The organism is Kocuria carniphila (genome assembly GCF_004136555.1).
GTDB lineage: Bacteria > Actinomycetota > Actinomycetes > Actinomycetales > Micrococcaceae > Kocuria > Kocuria carniphila.
The window spans coordinates 58,068-75,367 of sequence record NZ_NOIT01000002.1 but is presented as its reverse complement, the minus strand read 5'-3'; the positions used below and the strand labels follow the sequence as shown (position 1 = coordinate 75,367).

The window sequence follows — 17,300 nt, the reverse complement described above, 5'->3', positions numbered from 1 at the left end:
ATGTTGAGCACTAAACAAAAGCTCGGATGGGCCATCGTCACCGTATTGGTGTTGATCTACGCGCTGTTCCCGGTGCTGTCCATCCTGATGACCTCGTTCAAGTCCCCGGCCGATCTGAGTTCCGGCAAGTTCTTGCCCTCCCAGTTCGTCACCGACAACTACGAACAGATCTTCGTGGGAGACGCCAAGGACCTGTTCCTGCCCGCGCTGTGGAACTCCATCGGCATCTCGCTGATCGCCACGTTCATTGCCGTGGTGCTGGCCACCCTGTGCGCCTACGCGATCGCCCGCCTGGACTTCCCGGGCAAGCGCATCGTGTTGACCACCGCGCTGATGGTGTCCATGTTCCCGGTGATCTCCATCGTGACGCCGCTGTTCAACCTGTGGCGTCAGGTGGGCCTGTACGACACCTGGCTCGGTCTGATCATTCCTTACCTGTCCCTGACCCTTCCGATCTCCATCTGGACGCTGGCCGCTTTCTTCCAGCAGATCCCGTGGGATCTGGAGCGCGCGGCCCAGGTCGACGGCGCGTCCACCTGGCAGGCGTTCCGCAAGGTGATCGTTCCGCTGACCGCACCCGGTGTGTTCACCACCGCGATCATTGCGTTCTTCATCGCCTGGAACGACTTCGTGTACGGAATCGGTTTGACCTCCACATCGGCGGCCCGACCGGTCCCTGCGGCACTGGCGTTCTTCACGGGTGCCTCGCAGTTCGAGGATCCCGCCGGCGCCATTTCCGCCGCGGCGATCATCGTGACCATTCCCGTGGTGCTCTTGGTCCTGGCCTTCCAGCGCCAGATCGTTTCCGGTTTGACCCAGGGCGCGGTCAAGGGTTGATCCCCGCCGGTCCCTCAACACTTCAAGCTCAAGCACAGTAAGGACTGAGTAGACATGGCAGCTATTACCATGCAGAACCTCGTCAAGAAGTACGACGACGGTTTTCCGGCGGTCAATGACGTCTCCATCGACGTGGCCGACGGCGAATTTTTGATCCTCGTGGGCCCCTCGGGTTGTGGTAAGTCCACCCTCCTGCGCATGGTCGTGGGACTCGAGGACATCACCAGCGGCGAGTTGCTCATCGACGGCGAGCGCGTCAACGACAAGGCTCCCCGCGACCGCAACCTGTCCATGGTGTTCCAGAACTACGCCCTGTATCCGCACCTGACCGTCTACGAGAACATTGCGTTCCCGTTGCGGTTGTCCAAGGGTCAGTTCTCCAACGACGAGATCGACCGTAAGGTCCGTGCGGCGTCGGACACCCTGGACCTCGACGATCATCTGGAGCGCAAGCCGGCCAACCTGTCCGGCGGTCAGCGGCAGCGTGTGGCCATGGGCCGCGCGATCGTGCGTGACGCGGATGCGTTCCTCTTCGACGAGCCGCTGTCCAACCTGGACGCCAAGCTCCGTGGTCAGATGCGCACGGAGATCGCCCAGTTGCAGCGCCGGATGGGCATCACCTCCATTTACGTGACCCACGACCAGACCGAGGCCATGACCCTCGGTGACCGCGTGGCCGTGCTCAAGAAGGGCGTGCTGCAGCAGATCGCGTCCCCGCGTGAGCTGTACGAACAGCCGGTCAACCTGTTCGTGGCGGGCTTCATCGGAGCACCGTCCATGAACTTCCTGCCGGCGCGCATCGAGGGCAACGTGTTCAAGACGCCCATCGGTGACATCGACGTCCCGGAGCGCGTGCAGCAGAAAGTGTCGGGCAAGAACGACATTGTGCTGTTGGGCCTGCGCCCCGAGCACTTCGAGGACTCCAAGTTCGTGGACGAGGCCAAGGTGCCCCACGGCACCACGTTCGAGGCCGAGTTCACCCACACCGAGTGGCTGGGTAACCAGCAGTACGGCTACAGACAGTTCGAGCAGGACCAGGCCGTCAAGCACAAGCTCGACGAGCTGGCCAAGGACTTGGACGCGGACGAGATGCCTTCGCAGGTGGTCGTGTCCCTGGACGCTTCATCCCGCATCCGCGGTGGCACAGCGGCCAATATTTGGTTGGATGCCCGCCGCATGCACGTGTTCGATCCCGAGACCGGTGAGAACCTCACCCGCGACGAGGAGGCCGGTGCGGAGTTGACCCGCGAGGCCACCGAGGAGCGCGAAGCCGAGACCGAGCGCGCGCGGCAGAAGGCCGACCGCGAGTCGGGTGGCACCCATCGTGACAACGGTGCCGCTCACACGGGCGACCGCACGGCGGACACGCCCCGCAGGGATGCGAGTGATCGCGCTGCGGCAGGTGATCGTTCCGATGCCGACATCCTCCGCACGGACACCCGTGACGGCAATGCCACCGGTGATCGTCCCGAGGCCGGTGGCCGTCACCGCGCTGACGACGCCCCATGGCAGGGCCAGGGCGGCAGCACCAGCGCCTGACGCTCGCCAAGCGCATAGAAACGCCGACGCCGCCGTGAGACTCCCCAGGGAGTCTCACGGCGGCGTCGGCGTTTGTGCGGCTGTTACTGGAACGTGGTCTGGACGAAGGTCAACCAGACGACCAGGACGATCACGAGCACCAGAGCCAGCGACGAGGCCGCGTAGCGCAACCGTGGGTAACGCACGTGCCAGGAAACCAACTTGGGCCAGTGCTTACTGACCTGGTCCGGCGTGGCCTGTTTGAAGTTCACGTGCTGCGCGCCGGAAAGGTCCGCGAAACTCTTGAGCGAGGCCGCGTCCCACACGATGCCGTCCAGGGCCATGGCCCGCTTGCCGGTCTCCGTCACGAGCCACAAGTACGGCCGGCCGCGAGGTTTCCCGGGCTTGGGGCGCGGCGGCAGGAGCTTGTCCACCGTGACCACCTGATGCACCCGGTCGCGGGGTACGGCGTGAAATCCGATCCAGCGCGACTTCAAGAAGTGCGTCTGTGTGATCACGGTCAGCGCGGGGCGCAGGTATCCGTAGGCGATGATTCCGCCGACCAGGGCCAGGAAGATCAGGACCGCGATCACGGGCCCGCGTGGGCGGCGGTAGTAGAGCGCGAGCAAGGCCACGGCTACCAGCAAGAGCGGCGGCACCGCGGCCCAGATTCTGCGCCCGTACGAGGTGATGCGCGGGTGAAAGACATGCTGCGGAGCGGAATATTTCTCCGGAACCTGCCGAACTGTTTCTGCCATGGTGTGCTGAGATTCTCCCGCTGCCGTTGGTGTGGACCCGCACCAGCTTAACGCGGAGTTTTGGCAGGCCCAGATCAATGAATCGTCGTATTGCGCCGTCTTCGGTCTAGCTCCGGTAGATGGGCTAACGTGATGATCCATGGAACAAACCGACCGTGTACTGAAGGCCGTAGGGGCATGGCTTTTTCTCATTGTGCTCTCGGTCGCGGCCGCGGCGGTCACGATCGCCCTGGTCAACAAGTACCAGTACGGCCCGGAAACGGACGTCAAGGCTTACTTCGACGCGCTCCAGGCCGGCGACGGCGCCGCGGCTCTCGGTGCGCTCAACGCCGAGGTCCCCGATTCGAACGCGGCCCTGCTGGACGGTGAGCCGTTGGAGGCCGCCGCGGAGAAATTAGACGACGTGGAGATCTCCACGGTGTCCTCGACCAGCGACCAAGCCGTGGTCCGCGCCGACTACACCTTGGACGGGCAGGAACACAGTTCCGAGTTCACTCTCCACCCCGCAGACACCCAGTGGGGATTCTTCACGGTGTGGGATTTCGACCGAACCACGTTGCCCACCATGCACGTGACCATGCCCGGTTCCACCGCGGTGGACATCAACGGGGAATCCGTGGCGCTGACCGACTCCGCCCGTGACTTCGCGGTCTTCTACCCCGGGATCTACACCGGTTCCTACACGTCCCCCATGGTGACGGCCGAGCCCGAACAGACCCTGGTGACCGATCCAGATGCAGAGACCGATCTCACGCTGGACGCCAGGCCCTCGGATGAACTGAAGTCGCAGGTCAGCGAGCAGACCAAGACGTACCTGGACACGTGCGCCGAGCAGGACACCCTGTACCCGGCCAGTTGCCCGTTCTCTTACGAGTTCTCGGGACGAGTCCAGGACAACGTCAAGTGGTCCATCACCGAATACCCCACCACTGACATCCGGCTGAGTGGACCCAATGCGGACAAGTGGGGGCTCATGGACAGCCCGGGCACGGCCAAGATCGAGTTCACCTCGGTCAACCTGATGGACGGCAAGACCAGCAAGGTCTCGGAGGAAGTGCCGTTCACGTTCAAGGCCACCCTGGACGTGACCGAGGACGAGGCCACGGTCACGCCCAGACACTGACCCACAAGCACTGAATCGTGCTGGCCACCCCGTGTCGAGGCAGAATTCACCATGAGAACGGCCGCCACCGTCCCCACGGACGGTAGCGGCCTTTCTCATGTCACCGATCAGCGGCGGGATCAGTCGAGCCCGCGCAGCTCCAGGGTCAGCTCGGACTCGGCGTCATCGGAAACCGTGAACGGAATGCCCCAGTCCTGCTGGTACAGGTGGCACGCGGCGTGCTCGGGGATCTCGCCGTCCGGGGAACCGTCGCATGCGGCAGCACGGGCGGTGATGTGCAGAACTCCCTCGGTCACGCCGTCGGCCAGGCGCAGCGTGCGGGTCAGACCCTGCGCAGTGCCGTCGCCCTCAAGGAGTGCCTCGGCCGGGGAGGACGAAACCTTCAGCTGGGTGGGGTCGCCCCAGCGGGTATCCAATTTCTGGCCGGTGGGAGCGGAGAACCGGACCACCAGGTCCAGGGCACCCGGTGCGATCGGGGTGCGCTTGCGCTGCATCTGTGCCGCACCCTCGTCCACGGTCTGAGCGTCCTTGGGCACCGGCACGCGCACCAAACGGTGAGCGTTGGCTTCGACAACCACCATGACGGGCTGCTCGTCCGCGTCGTCCAGGATCACGCCGGACGGCTCGGCCAGCCCGCGGGTCAGCGTGGAGACCTCGTTGGTCGAGGGGTCGTAGCGACGGATCGCGCCGTTGTAGGTGTCCGCGATCGCCACCGAGTTGTCGGGCAGCACGGCAACGCCCAGGCAGTGCTGCAAGCGGGCCTGGTCGGCAGCGCCGTCGCGGAAGCCGAAGTCGAACAGACCCTCACCGATCGGACTGTCCACGGAGGACACCGCACCGGACTCGTCGAAGCGCACGCGGCGCAGTGCCGAAGACTCGGAGTCCGCAACCCAGACCGTCCCGGAGGAATCCTGTGCCAGACCCGACGGCTGGGCGAACCAGGACTCGCTCGCGGCGCCGTCGCGCAGGCCCTCGTCACCGGTGCCCGCGAGCACGGCGACCTGACCGGTGCGCGGGTCGAAGGAGAACAGCTGGTGGGTGCCGGCCATCGCGATGACCAGGGTGTCCGCTGCGGTGGACCACAGCACGTCCCACGGCGAGGACAGCGCAACGTCCGTGGGAGCGGCGTCGGCGGGAATTTCGTTGGGGTCCACGCCGCGAGCGCGAGCGTCGTCGAGCAGGCGCTGCACGCCGTTACCGGCCAGGGTGCGCACCTTGCCCGTGGACAATTCCACGCCGCGCAGGCGGTGGTTGACGGTGTCCGCGACGATCAGGTCGTAACCCACGGTCGCGCGCACCGATTCGGGCAGCAGGGCCACGCCCTGCGGCTCGTTGAAGCGGGTGGCATCCGCGGGGCCGTCCGCCCAGCCCTTGGTACCGGAACCGATGGCCCGGCGCACCGTGGTGAGGTCGTCCTCGAGCTGCACCAGGCGGTGGTGGCCGGTATCGGTGACCAGGAAGGAGCCGTCCGGCAGACGCACGGACTTGCCCGGGAAGCGCAGGTCGCCCTCGGGACGCGGGCGCGGCACGTAGGGACCGTCGCCGCGGTGCAGGGTGCCCTTGGCGTCGTGCTCGGCCACGAGCTCCTCCACCAGGGATTCCAGGCCCTGCACGTGACCCTCGCCGGACAGGTGCGCCACGATGTAACCTTCGGGATCCAGCACCACCAGGGTGGGCCAGGCACGCGCCGTGTAGGCGTCCCAGGTCTTGAGCTCGGGATCGTCGAGCACCGGGTGGGTGATCTCGTAGCGATCCACCGCGGCGGCGAGCGCTTCGGGATCGGCCTCGTGCTCGAACTTGGGCGAGTGCACGCCCACGGTCACCAGCACGTCCGAGTACTTCTCCTCGAGCGGGCGCAGCTCGTCCAGCACGTGCAGGCAGTTGATGCAGCAGAAGGACCAGAAGTCCAACACCACGATCTTGCCGCGCAGGGCCTCCAGATCCAGCTGCCGGTCGCCGGTGTTGAGCCAGGCGCGGCCGGTGAGCTCGGAAGCTCGTACGGGGGTAGTGCTCCGCTGTGTCTTCACAGTGTGATGAGTCCTTCCAGGCATGTAAAATCAGGTCTTCCAGGTCAACGTTAGCCGCCGCGCGCATCTTCCCGGGCACGCGCGTTGCGGTCTGTGACGCGCGTTCGGCGAACGGGCCCGCGCCATGGACGACGACGCCGCTCACCCCGTCCCGCGGGTCGGCAACCTTGATGTCCGTGCCGGCCCGAGTGCGAACCGGCCCGAGGCGAGATCGGGACGCGTGCTGGGACGTCAGCGGCGGCGTCGTTCGTCCTGTTCGGCCAGGTTGGCCATCATTTCGTTGTAGGCCTTGAGCTCGGCGTCGTCGGTGCGGTCCGCTTGCCTGTCCACGCGACGGTTCTCCTTGCTGCCCTCGAGGGCCCACATAATGGCCACGATCACGGCCAGCAGGAATGTGGGGAACTCACCGATCCCCCACATGAGCATGCCGCCCAGCTCTTGATCCTCCAGGGCGCTGGGGCCCCAGGGGCGGCCCATGTTGCCGAACCAGCCGGCCTGCAGCACCGCGGTCATGCTCATGATGGAGATACCGATGAACGCGTGGGCGGCCATGGTGGCCAGCAGGAGCACCAACCGCATGGGATAGCTGGGCCGTTTGGGGATGGGGTCGATGCCGATGAGGACCAGAGCGAACATGTACCCGGTGAACAGGAAGTGCATCATCATGAACTCGTGGCCCACGTGGTAGCGCAGTGTGATGTGGAACAGATCCGTGAAGTAGAACAGCACGATCGAGAAGGCGAAGTTGGCCGCGGCGAAGATCGGGTGGGTCACGATCTTGCCCCACGTGGAGTGCACCAGGCGCAGGATCCATTCGCGTGGACCGCGAGTGCCGTCGCCGCGGGGTTCCAGCGCCTTGAGGATGACCGTGATGGGTGCACCGGAGACCAGGAACAGAGGCACGATCATGGTCAGGCTCATGTGCTCGACCATGTGGGCGGAGAACAGCACGCGGGCGTACACCGCCACGCCGCCGGACGTCGCGTACATGAGCAGCACCAGGCCGATCAGCCAGGACGCGGTTCGCAGCACAGACCATTTGTCCCCGCGGCGCCACACCTTGATCGCGGCCCAGAGGTACACGATGGCAAAGAAGACGACCACTGCGGCCCAGAACCAGTCGATGCGCCACGTGGTGAACCACGAGGCGAAGGTCGGTTCGGGTGGCAGTTCGTACCACGTGAGCAAACGCGCCGGGGAAGCATCGGTGGGCATCTCCTCCGGTACGGGCGGAGCCGTGCGGCTCAGCGCGGAGGCAATACCCATGAGCAGTCCCATGAGCACCAGCTCCACCACGATCACGCGCCACAGGGTGGCAGTGCGGGACCGGGAGCCGTCTTCTACACCAGGGATCAGCCACTGCCGGTGAGCGAAACCGACCAGGGCCAGCAGCAGGGTGAGTACGAGCTTGGCCAGCACGATGCGCCCGTAGCCGGAGTTCAGCTGCTCCCACGTGCCGATGCGCACCTGGGCGTTGATGATGCCGGACAGCAGCACCAGGAAGTAGCAGCCCAGGGCCACCACGGAATAGCGGCGCAGCACCACGGACAACAGCGGGACGCGGTGCTTGGTCTCGCCGCGGTGGGCGATCACCGTGGATTCCTTGGCGAGCAGCGGGCTGGCCCACGCCAGGACGATCAGGCCGCCCACCCACAAGCACACACCCATGAGGTGCAGACCCAGCGAGTTCACGGCACCCATGTGGTCCGCGCCGCCGGACGAGTGGCCGTTGAGCGCGAGCGCCACCAGCGCGATCATGCTCAGCGCCAGGGTGCAGAACAGTCCGAGCAGGGCACGCACACCGAAGATCAGGGTGGTCACCACCGCGGCCACGATCACCACGGTCGCCTGAGCCTGGCCCGTGGCGATCTCGGTGATGTAGTGGGTCAACTGCTGGGTGTAGTTCTGTCCCGAACCGAGCCCGGTACCCGAGACGTCCGAGTACGTGAAGATCAGCACCGCAATGGCGGAAACCGTCCACACGACCGCAGCCGCCTGCGCCAGCCGGAGCACCGAGGAATACACGGGGTGATCCGGTTCGGCCGACTGGTCTCGGCTGTTGCGCGGCGGACGCTTCCGAGTGAGATCTGCGAAACGCGGGACCACGCCGATGGCCAGCAGCAGGGCGCCCATGACCACGGCCATGGAGATGTTGTGCACGGTTTCCAGCGCGGGCAGACCCCAACGAACCAGAGCTCCCGGGTCCGCGACCTCGCGGGGGTCCGATGCACCGCCGTACAGCAGGGCGGCGGTCATGCCGATCATGGCGGCCACGACCACCACGGCAATGATCCAGGGGTTGAGACTCAACCCCGAGATCTCGGATCGCTGGGGCTTGGTGCTTCCCGGGGTTTTCGCCCCAGTGGCAGTGCTCATTCGTGTGCTCCTTCGGCCCCGCGCGCGGCGGCCATTCCCGTGTCCTTATCCGCTGACCCTGAGATGCAGTGATTCATCCGATCAGAAGAGCCCGTCTCCGATGAATCCACCCTCCTCGCACCCGGGCGGAATCGCAAACACCGCCGAGCCGATGGGCACCGTCCAGGTGTTGAGCATGTCCATGTCGTCCAGTTTCTTCTGAATGGGAACGAACTGCTGGATCGGATCCGATTGGTAGGACGCGAAGATCAGGCCCGTGTTGGACACTCCCCCGCTGATGTCACCCGAGCGACTCATACCGGAAGCGTCCGCCACCGGTAGGTCGTAGTTGTACACCCTGCGGAAGATCTTCTCGTCCGGATTGTCGGTGCGCGAGCGCCGGATATGGCTGTAGGAGGCGATCACCGGGAACCCCAGAGGCCCCTTGGCCTCGAAGTCCGGTTCGTCGTGTTCCTGGGAACCGGTCAGGGGTGCGCCGTCGGCCAGTTTCCGCCCTACCGAGTCTTCGCGCGCGGGGGTGTCGGCCTCGTCCCAGGTGTCCAGGTTCATGTGGATGCGGCGCAACACCAGTGATGTGCCGTCCTCGATCCACGGTTCAAAACCGTCCCGCCCGTAGACCACCTTCTCGTGATCTTCTTCGCCCGGATACGGATTGACCGTGCCGTCCACCTGACCGAACAAATTACGCATGGTCTGACCCGCGGGCGTGGCCCCCACCGTGTTGCGGAAACCGTCCTGGATCCAGCGCACTTTCGCGAAGGACCTCGAGTCCTTGAGCAGCACCCGCTGGGCGTGCGCCAGAGTGAGTTTGTCGTCGCAGCACAACTGCAGCAACAGGTCGCCCTGGTTCCACCGATCCTGCAACTGATCGATATCGAAGGCCGGTAGCGGTTTGAGCCACTCGGGCGCGCGAGCCGCATCGATCAGCGCCATGGCCTTCGGACCGAAACCGAACGTGACCGTGAGCCGCGACGGATTCTCCGCGAGCCACGGTTCCTGATCCCACAGCGGGGCGCGGCCCTGGGTGAGTGCGGCGGCGTCGTCGCTGAGTACACGAAGCATGCGCCGCAAGGAATCTTTGCTCGCGCCCTGGTTGAGGTTCAGCGCGATGAACGCGCTGAAGGCCTGTGGCAGCGTGGCCACGCCGGCTTGGCGAGCACCGTGGAACGGCTCGACCTGCAATCCGTGGCGAGCGGCGTCGGAATGATCGGCGGTGGGATCCTCCGCGGCCCCGAAAGCCTCGTTCAGGCCTACTGCCGAGGCCGCTCCGATGCCGGTGACGCCCGCACCGGCGACCGCTCCGATCAGGAGCGATCGCCGCTGCAGGCCCTCACGAGCAGGGGTCTCGTCAGTGCTCATGACATTCCGGAAGGGCCGAAGATTCCGGGCTGGGCATCTCGGAATGCTCTCCGTGCCCGCTGTGCTCCTCGCCCGGCGCGTAGTGCTCCTGCGCTCCGGCGTAGTCACGCACCGGGACGGTGATCTGCTGCGTCCGACCATTGTCGAAACCCAGTTCCACCGTGAGATCCGTCCCCGACTTCACGGCGCACTGCAGCTCCATGAGCATCATGTGGTCGCCGCCGGGTTCGAGCGTCTTGGTCTCCCCCGGAGCGATCTCGAAGCCGCCCTCGACCCGCTTCATTTCGGTGGAGCCGGTCTGGTCGTTCATCACGGTTTCATGCAGCTCTGCCACACCGGCAGTGTCCCCCGCGTCGATGGACTCGAGTGTCACGGACTGGTCGCCGGTGTTCTTGAGCGAGCCGAACACGGAGGTCATGTTGGAGTCAGCGGCCTTGGCCCAGCCGTCGGTCAGCTCCACGACCTGCTCGGTCGCGGCATTTCCCTCTGCCGACGCCGCCGGGACTTGGGTGTCGCCGCTCGCTTGGTTGCCGTCGGCCGAGCAGCCGGTGAGTGCCGTAACGGCGAAGCCCGCAGCCAGCAGTGTGGTCACGCTACGGCGCAAGGGCCGGGGCAGGGAACGGGTAGAAGTCTCAATGGGCATGTTCATGATGGTGTCTTTCTCGAACCTGAGTTCCGCCGTGATCAGATCGGGCGCGGGCGAACCATGCCTCGACCGACATAGGACGCGAAACCCAGAAACCTACGGGGATACGGGGCGATCAGCGCTGTTTCCGACGGGTGGCCAGAACCAGCACCACGATGAGCAGCGCAAGGGCACCCACGCCACCGATGACAGGGATCAGCCAACCGGGGGTACCGGAATCACCGGCGGGCTCTGCGGCCTCGGTAGCGGTGTCGTCACGTTGTTCACCCGTGGCAGCCGAGGACGGCTCTTGGGTGGGGCCCTGACCGGCCTGCTCGCCGGCTCCCTGTCCCACGGTGTACTCGAAGGTTCCCTCGATGGGGTGGCCGTCCTCGGAAACCACACGCCACACCACGGTGTAGGTTTCATCCTCGGTGGACCCGGGGTTGGCGAGCGGCTGGATCACGCGCTGGCGTTCCACGGTGGACTCACGTTCCACCAGGGATTCACCGGCGGAGTCCGTGACTCGGATTTCACGCCCGATGTCCATGACGTTTCCGGAGAAGGTCAGCGTCAGCGATTCGGGGGAAGCGTCCAGGGAAGCCCCGGACTCGGGGTCGGAACCAATCATCTCGTCATGGGCGGCCGCGGGCTGTGCCGTGCTCACAAGCATGAACAGGGCCGTGAGCACCGCCAGCAGAACCACCGCGAGCGGACGGCGATCGGAAGTGGCGCGCGCAACCGCGCGAGGCGGCGTCGTCCGTGCTGAGGGCGCGGCGGGAACTGGGGTTGAGGCATCAAAAGTGTGCATGGAATTCTCCTGCGTCTCGGACGCATTGGTGCCGCGGGAGGCGGCAAGAAGCGGAATGTGAAGAGTGGCCGAGACGGCACTCCCGGTCCCGCCGCAGCGCCAATGATCGACGCTGAAGAACTAGGCGAAAGCCGGGGCCGTCCCGCGCGCGGGAGGCCCCCTGAAGCCGTGCACGACCGGCAGCAGCAATTGATCCGTGAGGGCACGGGGAGAAGTCCACGCGATTCGCCGCGGCACCGCGCGAATCACGGGCAGCACGGGAACGCTCACCAATGCGAGCACGCGCAACGACACGGCGTCGAGCAGCCGCACCGCGGCAACCTCACCGTGGCGTAACAGGGCATACGTGGCGGCCGCGGCAATCACGTGTGCGGCGAGCATCCCCGCGCCGTGGTGCGCCAGATCCGGCGCCAGGGACACCACGAGCTGCGGGGTGCCCTCGGCAACCGCGCCCGTGACGTGATGCGTGTGGTCAACGGCAGTCACGCCGTGCCCGGATTGGGCGAAGAGTCCGTGGAGAAGTCCTTGGCTTGCCACGACGGCCGCGGCAACGCTCACGCGGGACAGCACGCGACCCGCGAGCAGCATGCACACGGGGGAGGCCAGCGCGGCGGACAGGAGAATCAGGATGACCGGAGGCCACGTGCCGTCAACGGCGGCGTGAGACGCGGCGCCCAGGCTCGTGGCGATCAGCGACGCGGCCCAGCCCCGGGCAAGACGGCGCGCACGCGAAGACACCGCACACCTCCGGGGATCTGATCAGCCAATGAATTCCCCTCCATTATGCGCGACCGCTGGGGAATCCACGAACTCGGAGACGAACAAGGGACCGCCCACGAAAAACGTGGACGGTCCCTTGAACTAACACGAGCATGACGCCCGCGCAGGCTTACCTCACTTGGAGGAAACAGCAGCCTTCAGCTTGGAGCCGGCGGTCAGCTTGACGCCGTGGCCGGCCGGAATCTGAATGGTCTCACCGGTCTGCGGGTTGCGGCCCTGGCGAGCGGCACGGTCGGTGCGCTCAACGGACATCCAACCCGGGATGGTGATCTTCTCGCCGTTGGAAACGGAGCTCTCGAAGACCTGGAACATTGCATCCAGGACGCCGTTGACGGCGGCCTGAGTGGTGCCGGCTTTCTCGGCAACCTCGGCAACGAGTTCGCTGCGGTTCTTAGCCATGTGCTTGTCCTCCTGGACTTAATTGGCGTTCTCTATGGAAATAGGGAGCATACGCGCCCAGTGCTTCCGAGTGAGAAATTACCAGCTCGACTTGGAGATACCCGGCAATTCGCCGCGGTGAGCCATCTCGCGGAAGCGAACACGGGAGATTCCGAATCGCTGGAAAGTACCGCGGGGACGGCCATCGATCTGGTCACGGTTACGAACGCGGATGGGAGAAGCATCGCGGGGGAGCTTCTGCAGACCCAGGCGAGCCTCTTCGCGAGCCTCCGGGGTTGCGTTCTCATCCACGAGAGTCTTCTTCAGCTCTGCGCGCTTAGCGGCGTAGCGCTCGACGATGACCTTGCGCTGCTCGTTCTTGGCGATCTTGGACTTCTTTGCCATGGATTTAGCGCTCCTCGCGGAAATCGACGTGCTTGCGAACCACCGGGTCGTACTTCTTCATGACCATGCGGTCAGGATTGTTACGGCGGTTCTTACGGGTTACGTAGGTGAAGCCGGTACCTGCGGTGGACTTCAGCTTAATGATGGGACGTACGTCCTTGTCCTTGGCCATCTCAGATCTTCTCCCCACGTGCAATGAGCTCGTTGACCACGGAGTCGATGCCGCGAGCATCGATCACCTTGATGCCCTTGGCGCTCAAGTTGAGCGTGACGTTGCGACGCAACGAGGGCACCCAGTAACGCTTCTTCTGGATGTTCGGGTTCCACCGGCGCTTGGTGCGGCGGTGCGAGTGCGAGATGCTGTGTCCAAAGCCCGGCTGAGCTCCGGTCACCTGGCAGTGCGCTGCCATAGTGTTCTCCTCCAATGTCTAATGTCGACGAAATGACGGCACGCATGGTCGCTGTCAATGTTTTGTGTTCACGCTGACAGCTGCGGCCAAGAGTGATCCGTCACCTCAAGAAAATGCCACCGTTCGTGCGCTGGGCGGTGGTGCTTAATTGCCCCGCGTCAGTACCGGTCAGGGCACTCGCCACGACGAAGACGGTGAAGATCAGGTGCCGGTAGATGGACTCCACCACACGACAACCTTAAATTCTAGGCTTCTACGGTCTCTCTCGCAAACTCAACGTTAAAAACGGTGCGATTGAGCGCAGGACTATCTTAGCGGTAGGTGCCCAGGGGGCAAACTCGAGTGCTTTTAACACGAGTTCGGGGTGTGCGCCGTCCATGACCCGGCGCACACCCCAGAACACGTGTGCGGTTCCCAACTCCTCACCCAGGAGATTAGGTAAGACTAATCTAACCTAATTTTTCCGACGGGGGAACCCCTGACTTTTGACCCTCATTTTCCGCGCGGTTCCGCGATATCCCGGTGTTCAAGCGGTTCCGGCACCGACACTCCGGGTTCGCGCGAGCTCGTGCCCAGGGTCTCGTTCACGGCCTTGACGAGCGACCGCACCCGATCCATCCGGTTCAGCTCCTCGAGCAGGACGTACATTCCGTCCCCGTCGGCCAGGGGAACCCGCCAATTGGGATATTCGTCACTCGTGCCGGGTTGGTTCTGAATCCGCTTCTCCCCCACCGCGTCCACCAGGGACACGTTGAACAGCATGGACGGCGCCCGCCCGAGGTAACGGTAGAGCGCTTCGATCTTGGCCTCTTCGCTGCTGTCGGCCCCCTCCGGGAGCAGACCGGCCGCCTCCACCGCCGTGAAGAAGGTATCCAGTTGCTGCTGGGCTTCCTTGCGTTCTTCCTCCGGGGAACGAGCGAGCAACCCCAGGTCCTCGCGCAGTTCGAGCTGCACACCCTCCAAGTAACCAGCCGTGGGCGGCAGATCGTGCGTGTTGACGGAGGCCATGCACAGTTCGCGGTACTCGGACGGGTCCAGGGGCTCGTCCTCGGCCATCTCGAACCACAGGATGGACGTGCCCAGCACACCCTTCTGTTCCAGGTACTGCCGTGCACTTGCCTCAACGGTGCCCAGGTCCTCGCCGATCACCACCACGTCGGCGAGTTCTGCCTCCAGGGCCAGCACACCCACCATGGCCTCGTGGTCGTAATACACGTAAGCCCCCTCGGAGGCCTGATTACCGTCCGGAATCCACCACAGTCGGAACAGGCCGACCACGTGGTCGATCCTGATGCCGCCGGCATGTCGGAAGATGTTGCGCAGCATGTCCCGCCACGGCTGATAGCCGGCCTCGGCAAGCCGCTCAGGGTGCCACGGGGGCTGGCTCCAGTCCTGGCCGAGCTGGTTGTACATGTCCGCGGGCGCACCCACGCTCACGCCGCCGGCCATGGTGTCCTGCAGGGTCCACGCATCGGCACCGTTCTTGCTCACACCCACGGCGAGGTCGTGCACCACGCCGATGTCCATGCCCGCCCTGTGGGCCGCGCGCTGCGCCGCTTCGAGCTGTTCGTCCAGCAGCCATTGCAGCCACACGTAGAAATTGATCCGCTTCTCGAGGCGCGTGCGCGCTTCTCGTGCGTAGGGAGCGTCCGGTGACGCAGCGCCGTCGTCCCATTCCGGTGACTCCTCGCCGAGCTCCTCACGCAGGGCGCACCACAGCCCGAAGTCCTGCAGCGCTTGGCCGCCGCGCGCAACGAAAGATTCCAGTTGCTGCTGGCGATACGGCGAGCGCCGCACGGTGAAGAGCAGGTCGAGGCTCTTGAGCTTGGCCTCGTAGGCTGCGTCACGCCCGATGCTGCTCGGGTCCAGTACGGTCTTGCGCTGCACTGCGGCCAGGTGCTCGACCACCTCGCGGTCGTTGGGACGAAGATAGGCGAACTCGGCCACGTCCGTGATGCGCAGGTACAGCGGATTGAAGAAGCGTCGGCTGGACGGCAGATACGGCGAAGGTTCGATGGGAGGCACCGGCTCAGCGGCGTGCAGCGGGTTGATCAACACGTAGTCCGCGCCCTGGGTGCCGCTGATGGCCGCGAGGGACGCCAGGTCGGACAGGTCCCCCACGCCCCACGAGCGTGAGGACATCACGGAGTACAGCTGCGCCATGTACCCCCAGCGCCGCTGCCCGCGCAACTTGTCGGTCGTGTTCAACCGCTGCGGTGTCACGGCCACGTAGATCGTTTCGGCCTGCCCCTCCTTGACCTTCGGGCACACCGCTTCCAAGCGGTACCAGCCCAGTTCCAGGTCTTCGGGGAGTTCGTAACGACGCCGCTCACGTTCCGTCCCGTCCACCGTGCGGGTGTCCGACGACGCCGCTGCGTCCAGGTCGCGCGCGGCCTCCGGTCGGTCTTCGGGCCACAGTCGCACGTGGGTCTCGGCACCCGCGGGGACGGTGACGTCCACCGTGGTGTAGGTTCCGACCTCGGCGACCACCGAGGGAGGCAGCATGCGCCGCCAGGGCGCCTCGTCTCGGGCCCGGAGGCTCTCCCGCACCGCGGCCTCGGACGAAACGTCCGCACCCAGCGCGGTGAGAACCTTGCCCAAGGTGTCGTCCGGGACGGTTTTGGGCTGGCCGTCAAAGCCTTGGTATTCGGTGGCCACGCCGTAGCGGGAAGCCAATGTTTGCAGTGAGGTCTCGCCTGAGTGTGATCCGCTGTCCGCCATGGTTCCACTCTAATCAGCCGGGTGATGGTCCCCCGCGCACATGACCCGTGCGACTGTCCGTCGGCGGCTCAGAGCATCACGACTCCGACCATGCCTTTGCCGTGAGCTCGAAGCTGCGCGCCCGCACCTCCGGATCGAACGCGTAGCTGTTGAGCATCAGCTCGTCCGCCCGGGTGACCTCCACGATTTGATCGAGCTGCTCAACCACCTGGTGCGGGGCTCCCACGGCGGAGACCGCCAGGTGCTGCTCCACGAAGGCGGCTTCGGCCGGAGTCACATCCACTTCATCCACCGGGGGCTGCAGCGGGCCCCTGTTGTTGCGGGCCATCCCGCGCACCAGCAACTGGTGGGTCGTGAACTGCCTGCGGGCTTCGGCCTCGGTATCGGCCGCGAGCACATTGGCGGCAATCATGACATAGGGCTCATCCAGAGTGGCCGTGGGTGCCGACGCGTCGAAGGACGTCCGGTACACCTCGAGGGCCTGCATGATCATGGCCGGGGCGAAGTGCGATGCGAACACGTAGGGAAGACCCAGGGATGCCGCCACCAGGGCGCCGTCGGTCGAGGAGCCCAGGATCCACAGCGGAACGTTGGTGTCACGGGCGACCGCCGCGCGAATGGGCTCGCCGTTCTGACCGCCGAAGTACCGCTCGAGCTGGTGAATGTCCTGCCGGAACGTGTCGTGGCCGCCCTGACCACGACGCAACGCCAGGGCAGTACGCATATCGGTTCCGGGCGCCCGCCCCAGTCCCAGGTCCACCCGCCCCGGGTACAAGTTCTCCAGGGTGCCGAAGCTCTCGGCCACGGTGATCGGCACATGGTTGGGCAGCATGATGCCCCCGGAGCCCACACGAATAGTAGAGGTGGCGGCGAGGGCCTGCCCCATGAGCAGGGCCGTGGCCGAGGAGGCGAAAGACTCCGAATTATGGTGCTCCGCGTACCAGACCCGTGCATATCCGGCCGCTTCGAGCCGCTGGGCCAACGTTGTGGCATCGCGCACGCACTGGGCGACCGACCGATCTTGGATAATGGGAACCAGGTCCAGTGCGGACAGGTTCACGCGAGAATTCTGGGTTGCTACCACGGTGTGGTCCTTTCGCCGGCCGCCCACTGGATCTTGCTCTTCGATGCTATTACCCGTTCCGTACCCGACCACGCTCGTCATGTGAGGA

General features: G+C 65.3%; 16 protein-coding genes and 1 pseudogene. 3 read left to right on the top strand and 14 right to left on the bottom strand.

Going from position 1 to position 17,300, the window contains the following annotated elements:
* Together EWV37_RS01755 and EWV37_RS01750 are read left to right on the top strand one after the other, a co-directional pair.
* Positions 1-837: a carbohydrate ABC transporter permease gene (locus tag EWV37_RS01755; protein WP_095796365.1), complete on the top strand. Its 837-nt coding sequence runs from the start codon at positions 1-3 to the stop codon at positions 835-837.
* 54 nt (positions 838-891) lie between these two features.
* Positions 892-2,133: pseudogene (locus EWV37_RS01750) on the top strand (ABC transporter ATP-binding protein); the annotation flags it as partial.
* 326 nt (positions 2,134-2,459) lie between these two features.
* Here the strand turns inward: EWV37_RS01750 and EWV37_RS01745 are convergent.
* Positions 2,460-3,113 (bottom strand): hypothetical protein, encoded by a 654-nt coding sequence (locus EWV37_RS01745; RefSeq protein ID WP_129699559.1) that lies wholly within the window; start codon positions 3,111-3,113, stop codon positions 2,460-2,462.
* Positions 3,114-3,252: 139 nt separating this feature from the next.
* Between EWV37_RS01745 and EWV37_RS01740 the strand changes: the two genes are divergently transcribed.
* A complete protein-coding gene (locus EWV37_RS01740) occupies positions 3,253-4,236 on the top strand; it encodes a hypothetical protein (RefSeq protein ID WP_129699558.1) in 984 nt (327 codons plus the stop codon).
* A gap of 119 nt (positions 4,237-4,355) precedes the next feature.
* Here EWV37_RS01740 and EWV37_RS01735 read toward each other — a convergent pair whose 3' ends face one another.
* The 13 genes from EWV37_RS01735 to EWV37_RS01680 form a co-directional block, all read right to left on the bottom strand.
* Entirely contained in the window at positions 4,356-6,287 is a 1,932-nt protein-coding gene (locus EWV37_RS01735; protein ID WP_095796362.1) for an NHL domain-containing thioredoxin family protein, read from the bottom strand.
* Between the two features lie 207 nt (positions 6,288-6,494).
* Positions 6,495-8,639 carry a bifunctional copper resistance protein CopD/cytochrome c oxidase assembly protein gene (locus EWV37_RS01730; protein ID WP_095796361.1) on the bottom strand — a complete coding sequence of 715 codons (2,145 nt, stop codon included), beginning with the start codon at positions 8,637-8,639 and terminating at the stop codon, positions 6,495-6,497.
* Between the two features lie 81 nt (positions 8,640-8,720).
* The gene (locus tag EWV37_RS01725) at positions 8,721-9,998 is read right to left on the bottom strand and encodes a Dyp-type peroxidase (protein WP_129699557.1); all 1,278 of its coding nucleotides are present in this window, start codon (positions 9,996-9,998) and stop codon (positions 8,721-8,723) included.
* On the bottom strand, positions 9,988-10,647 hold the full coding sequence (locus EWV37_RS01720; protein WP_129699556.1) for a copper chaperone PCu(A)C: 660 nt from the start codon (positions 10,645-10,647) through the stop codon (positions 9,988-9,990). The genes EWV37_RS01725 and EWV37_RS01720 overlap by 11 nt, the downstream gene beginning before the upstream one ends.
* Before the next feature lie 112 nt (positions 10,648-10,759).
* On the bottom strand, positions 10,760-11,434 hold the full coding sequence (locus EWV37_RS01715; protein WP_129699555.1) for a copper resistance CopC family protein: 675 nt from the start codon (positions 11,432-11,434) through the stop codon (positions 10,760-10,762).
* A gap of 120 nt (positions 11,435-11,554) precedes the next feature.
* Positions 11,555-12,172, bottom strand: a complete 618-nt coding sequence (locus tag EWV37_RS01710) for a hypothetical protein (protein ID WP_129699554.1) — start codon at positions 12,170-12,172, stop codon at positions 11,555-11,557.
* 156 nt (positions 12,173-12,328) lie between these two features.
* Entirely contained in the window at positions 12,329-12,613 is a 285-nt protein-coding gene (locus tag EWV37_RS01705) for an HU family DNA-binding protein (RefSeq protein WP_095796356.1), read from the bottom strand.
* Positions 12,614-12,691: 78 nt separating this feature from the next.
* A complete protein-coding gene (gene rpsN, locus EWV37_RS01700) occupies positions 12,692-12,997 on the bottom strand; it encodes a 30S ribosomal protein S14 (RefSeq protein WP_016997592.1) in 306 nt (101 codons plus the stop codon).
* A gap of 4 nt (positions 12,998-13,001) precedes the next feature.
* Positions 13,002-13,169 carry a 50S ribosomal protein L33 gene (gene rpmG, locus EWV37_RS01695; RefSeq protein ID WP_016997591.1) on the bottom strand — a complete coding sequence of 56 codons (168 nt, stop codon included), beginning with the start codon at positions 13,167-13,169 and terminating at the stop codon, positions 13,002-13,004.
* A gap of 1 nt (position 13,170) precedes the next feature.
* On the bottom strand, positions 13,171-13,407 hold the full coding sequence (rpmB, locus tag EWV37_RS01690; RefSeq protein WP_016997590.1) for a 50S ribosomal protein L28: 237 nt from the start codon (positions 13,405-13,407) through the stop codon (positions 13,171-13,173).
* Positions 13,408-13,507: 100 nt separating this feature from the next.
* Complete coding sequence (locus EWV37_RS15750; RefSeq protein WP_256382218.1) at positions 13,508-13,636, bottom strand: hypothetical protein; 129 nt, start codon at positions 13,634-13,636, stop codon at positions 13,508-13,510.
* 263 nt (positions 13,637-13,899) lie between these two features.
* On the bottom strand, positions 13,900-16,128 hold the full coding sequence (gene malQ, locus EWV37_RS01685) for a 4-alpha-glucanotransferase (protein ID WP_129699553.1): 2,229 nt from the start codon (positions 16,126-16,128) through the stop codon (positions 13,900-13,902).
* 76 nt (positions 16,129-16,204) lie between these two features.
* Positions 16,205-17,212: an LLM class flavin-dependent oxidoreductase gene (locus EWV37_RS01680; RefSeq protein ID WP_238662999.1), complete on the bottom strand. Its 1,008-nt coding sequence runs from the start codon at positions 17,210-17,212 to the stop codon at positions 16,205-16,207.
* Between the last annotated feature and the right edge of the window lie 88 nt (positions 17,213-17,300).

What these genes read in the sequence shown, in the direction of transcription:
- EWV37_RS01755 (WP_095796365.1), top strand. Translation starts at nt 1, where the DNA reads ATGTTGAGCACTAAACAAAAGCTCGGATGGGCCATCGTCACCGTATTG.
- EWV37_RS01745 (WP_129699559.1), bottom strand. Translation starts at nt 3,113, where the DNA reads ATGGCAGAAACAGTTCGGCAGGTTCCGGAGAAATATTCCGCTCCGCAG.
- EWV37_RS01740 (WP_129699558.1), top strand. Translation starts at nt 3,253, where the DNA reads ATGGAACAAACCGACCGTGTACTGAAGGCCGTAGGGGCATGGCTTTTT.
- EWV37_RS01735 (WP_095796362.1), bottom strand. Translation starts at nt 6,287, where the DNA reads ATGCCTGGAAGGACTCATCACACTGTGAAGACACAGCGGAGCACTACC.
- EWV37_RS01730 (WP_095796361.1), bottom strand. Translation starts at nt 8,639, where the DNA reads ATGAGCACTGCCACTGGGGCGAAAACCCCGGGAAGCACCAAGCCCCAG.
- EWV37_RS01725 (WP_129699557.1), bottom strand. Translation starts at nt 9,998, where the DNA reads ATGAGCACTGACGAGACCCCTGCTCGTGAGGGCCTGCAGCGGCGATCG.
- EWV37_RS01720 (WP_129699556.1), bottom strand. Translation starts at nt 10,647, where the DNA reads ATGAACATGCCCATTGAGACTTCTACCCGTTCCCTGCCCCGGCCCTTG.
- EWV37_RS01715 (WP_129699555.1), bottom strand. Translation starts at nt 11,434, where the DNA reads ATGCACACTTTTGATGCCTCAACCCCAGTTCCCGCCGCGCCCTCAGCA.
- EWV37_RS01705 (WP_095796356.1), bottom strand. Translation starts at nt 12,613, where the DNA reads ATGGCTAAGAACCGCAGCGAACTCGTTGCCGAGGTTGCCGAGAAAGCC.
- rpsN (WP_016997592.1), bottom strand. Translation starts at nt 12,997, where the DNA reads ATGGCAAAGAAGTCCAAGATCGCCAAGAACGAGCAGCGCAAGGTCATC.
- rpmG (WP_016997591.1), bottom strand. Translation starts at nt 13,169, where the DNA reads ATGGCCAAGGACAAGGACGTACGTCCCATCATTAAGCTGAAGTCCACC.
- rpmB (WP_016997590.1), bottom strand. Translation starts at nt 13,407, where the DNA reads ATGGCAGCGCACTGCCAGGTGACCGGAGCTCAGCCGGGCTTTGGACAC.
- malQ (WP_129699553.1), bottom strand. Translation starts at nt 16,128, where the DNA reads ATGGCGGACAGCGGATCACACTCAGGCGAGACCTCACTGCAAACATTG.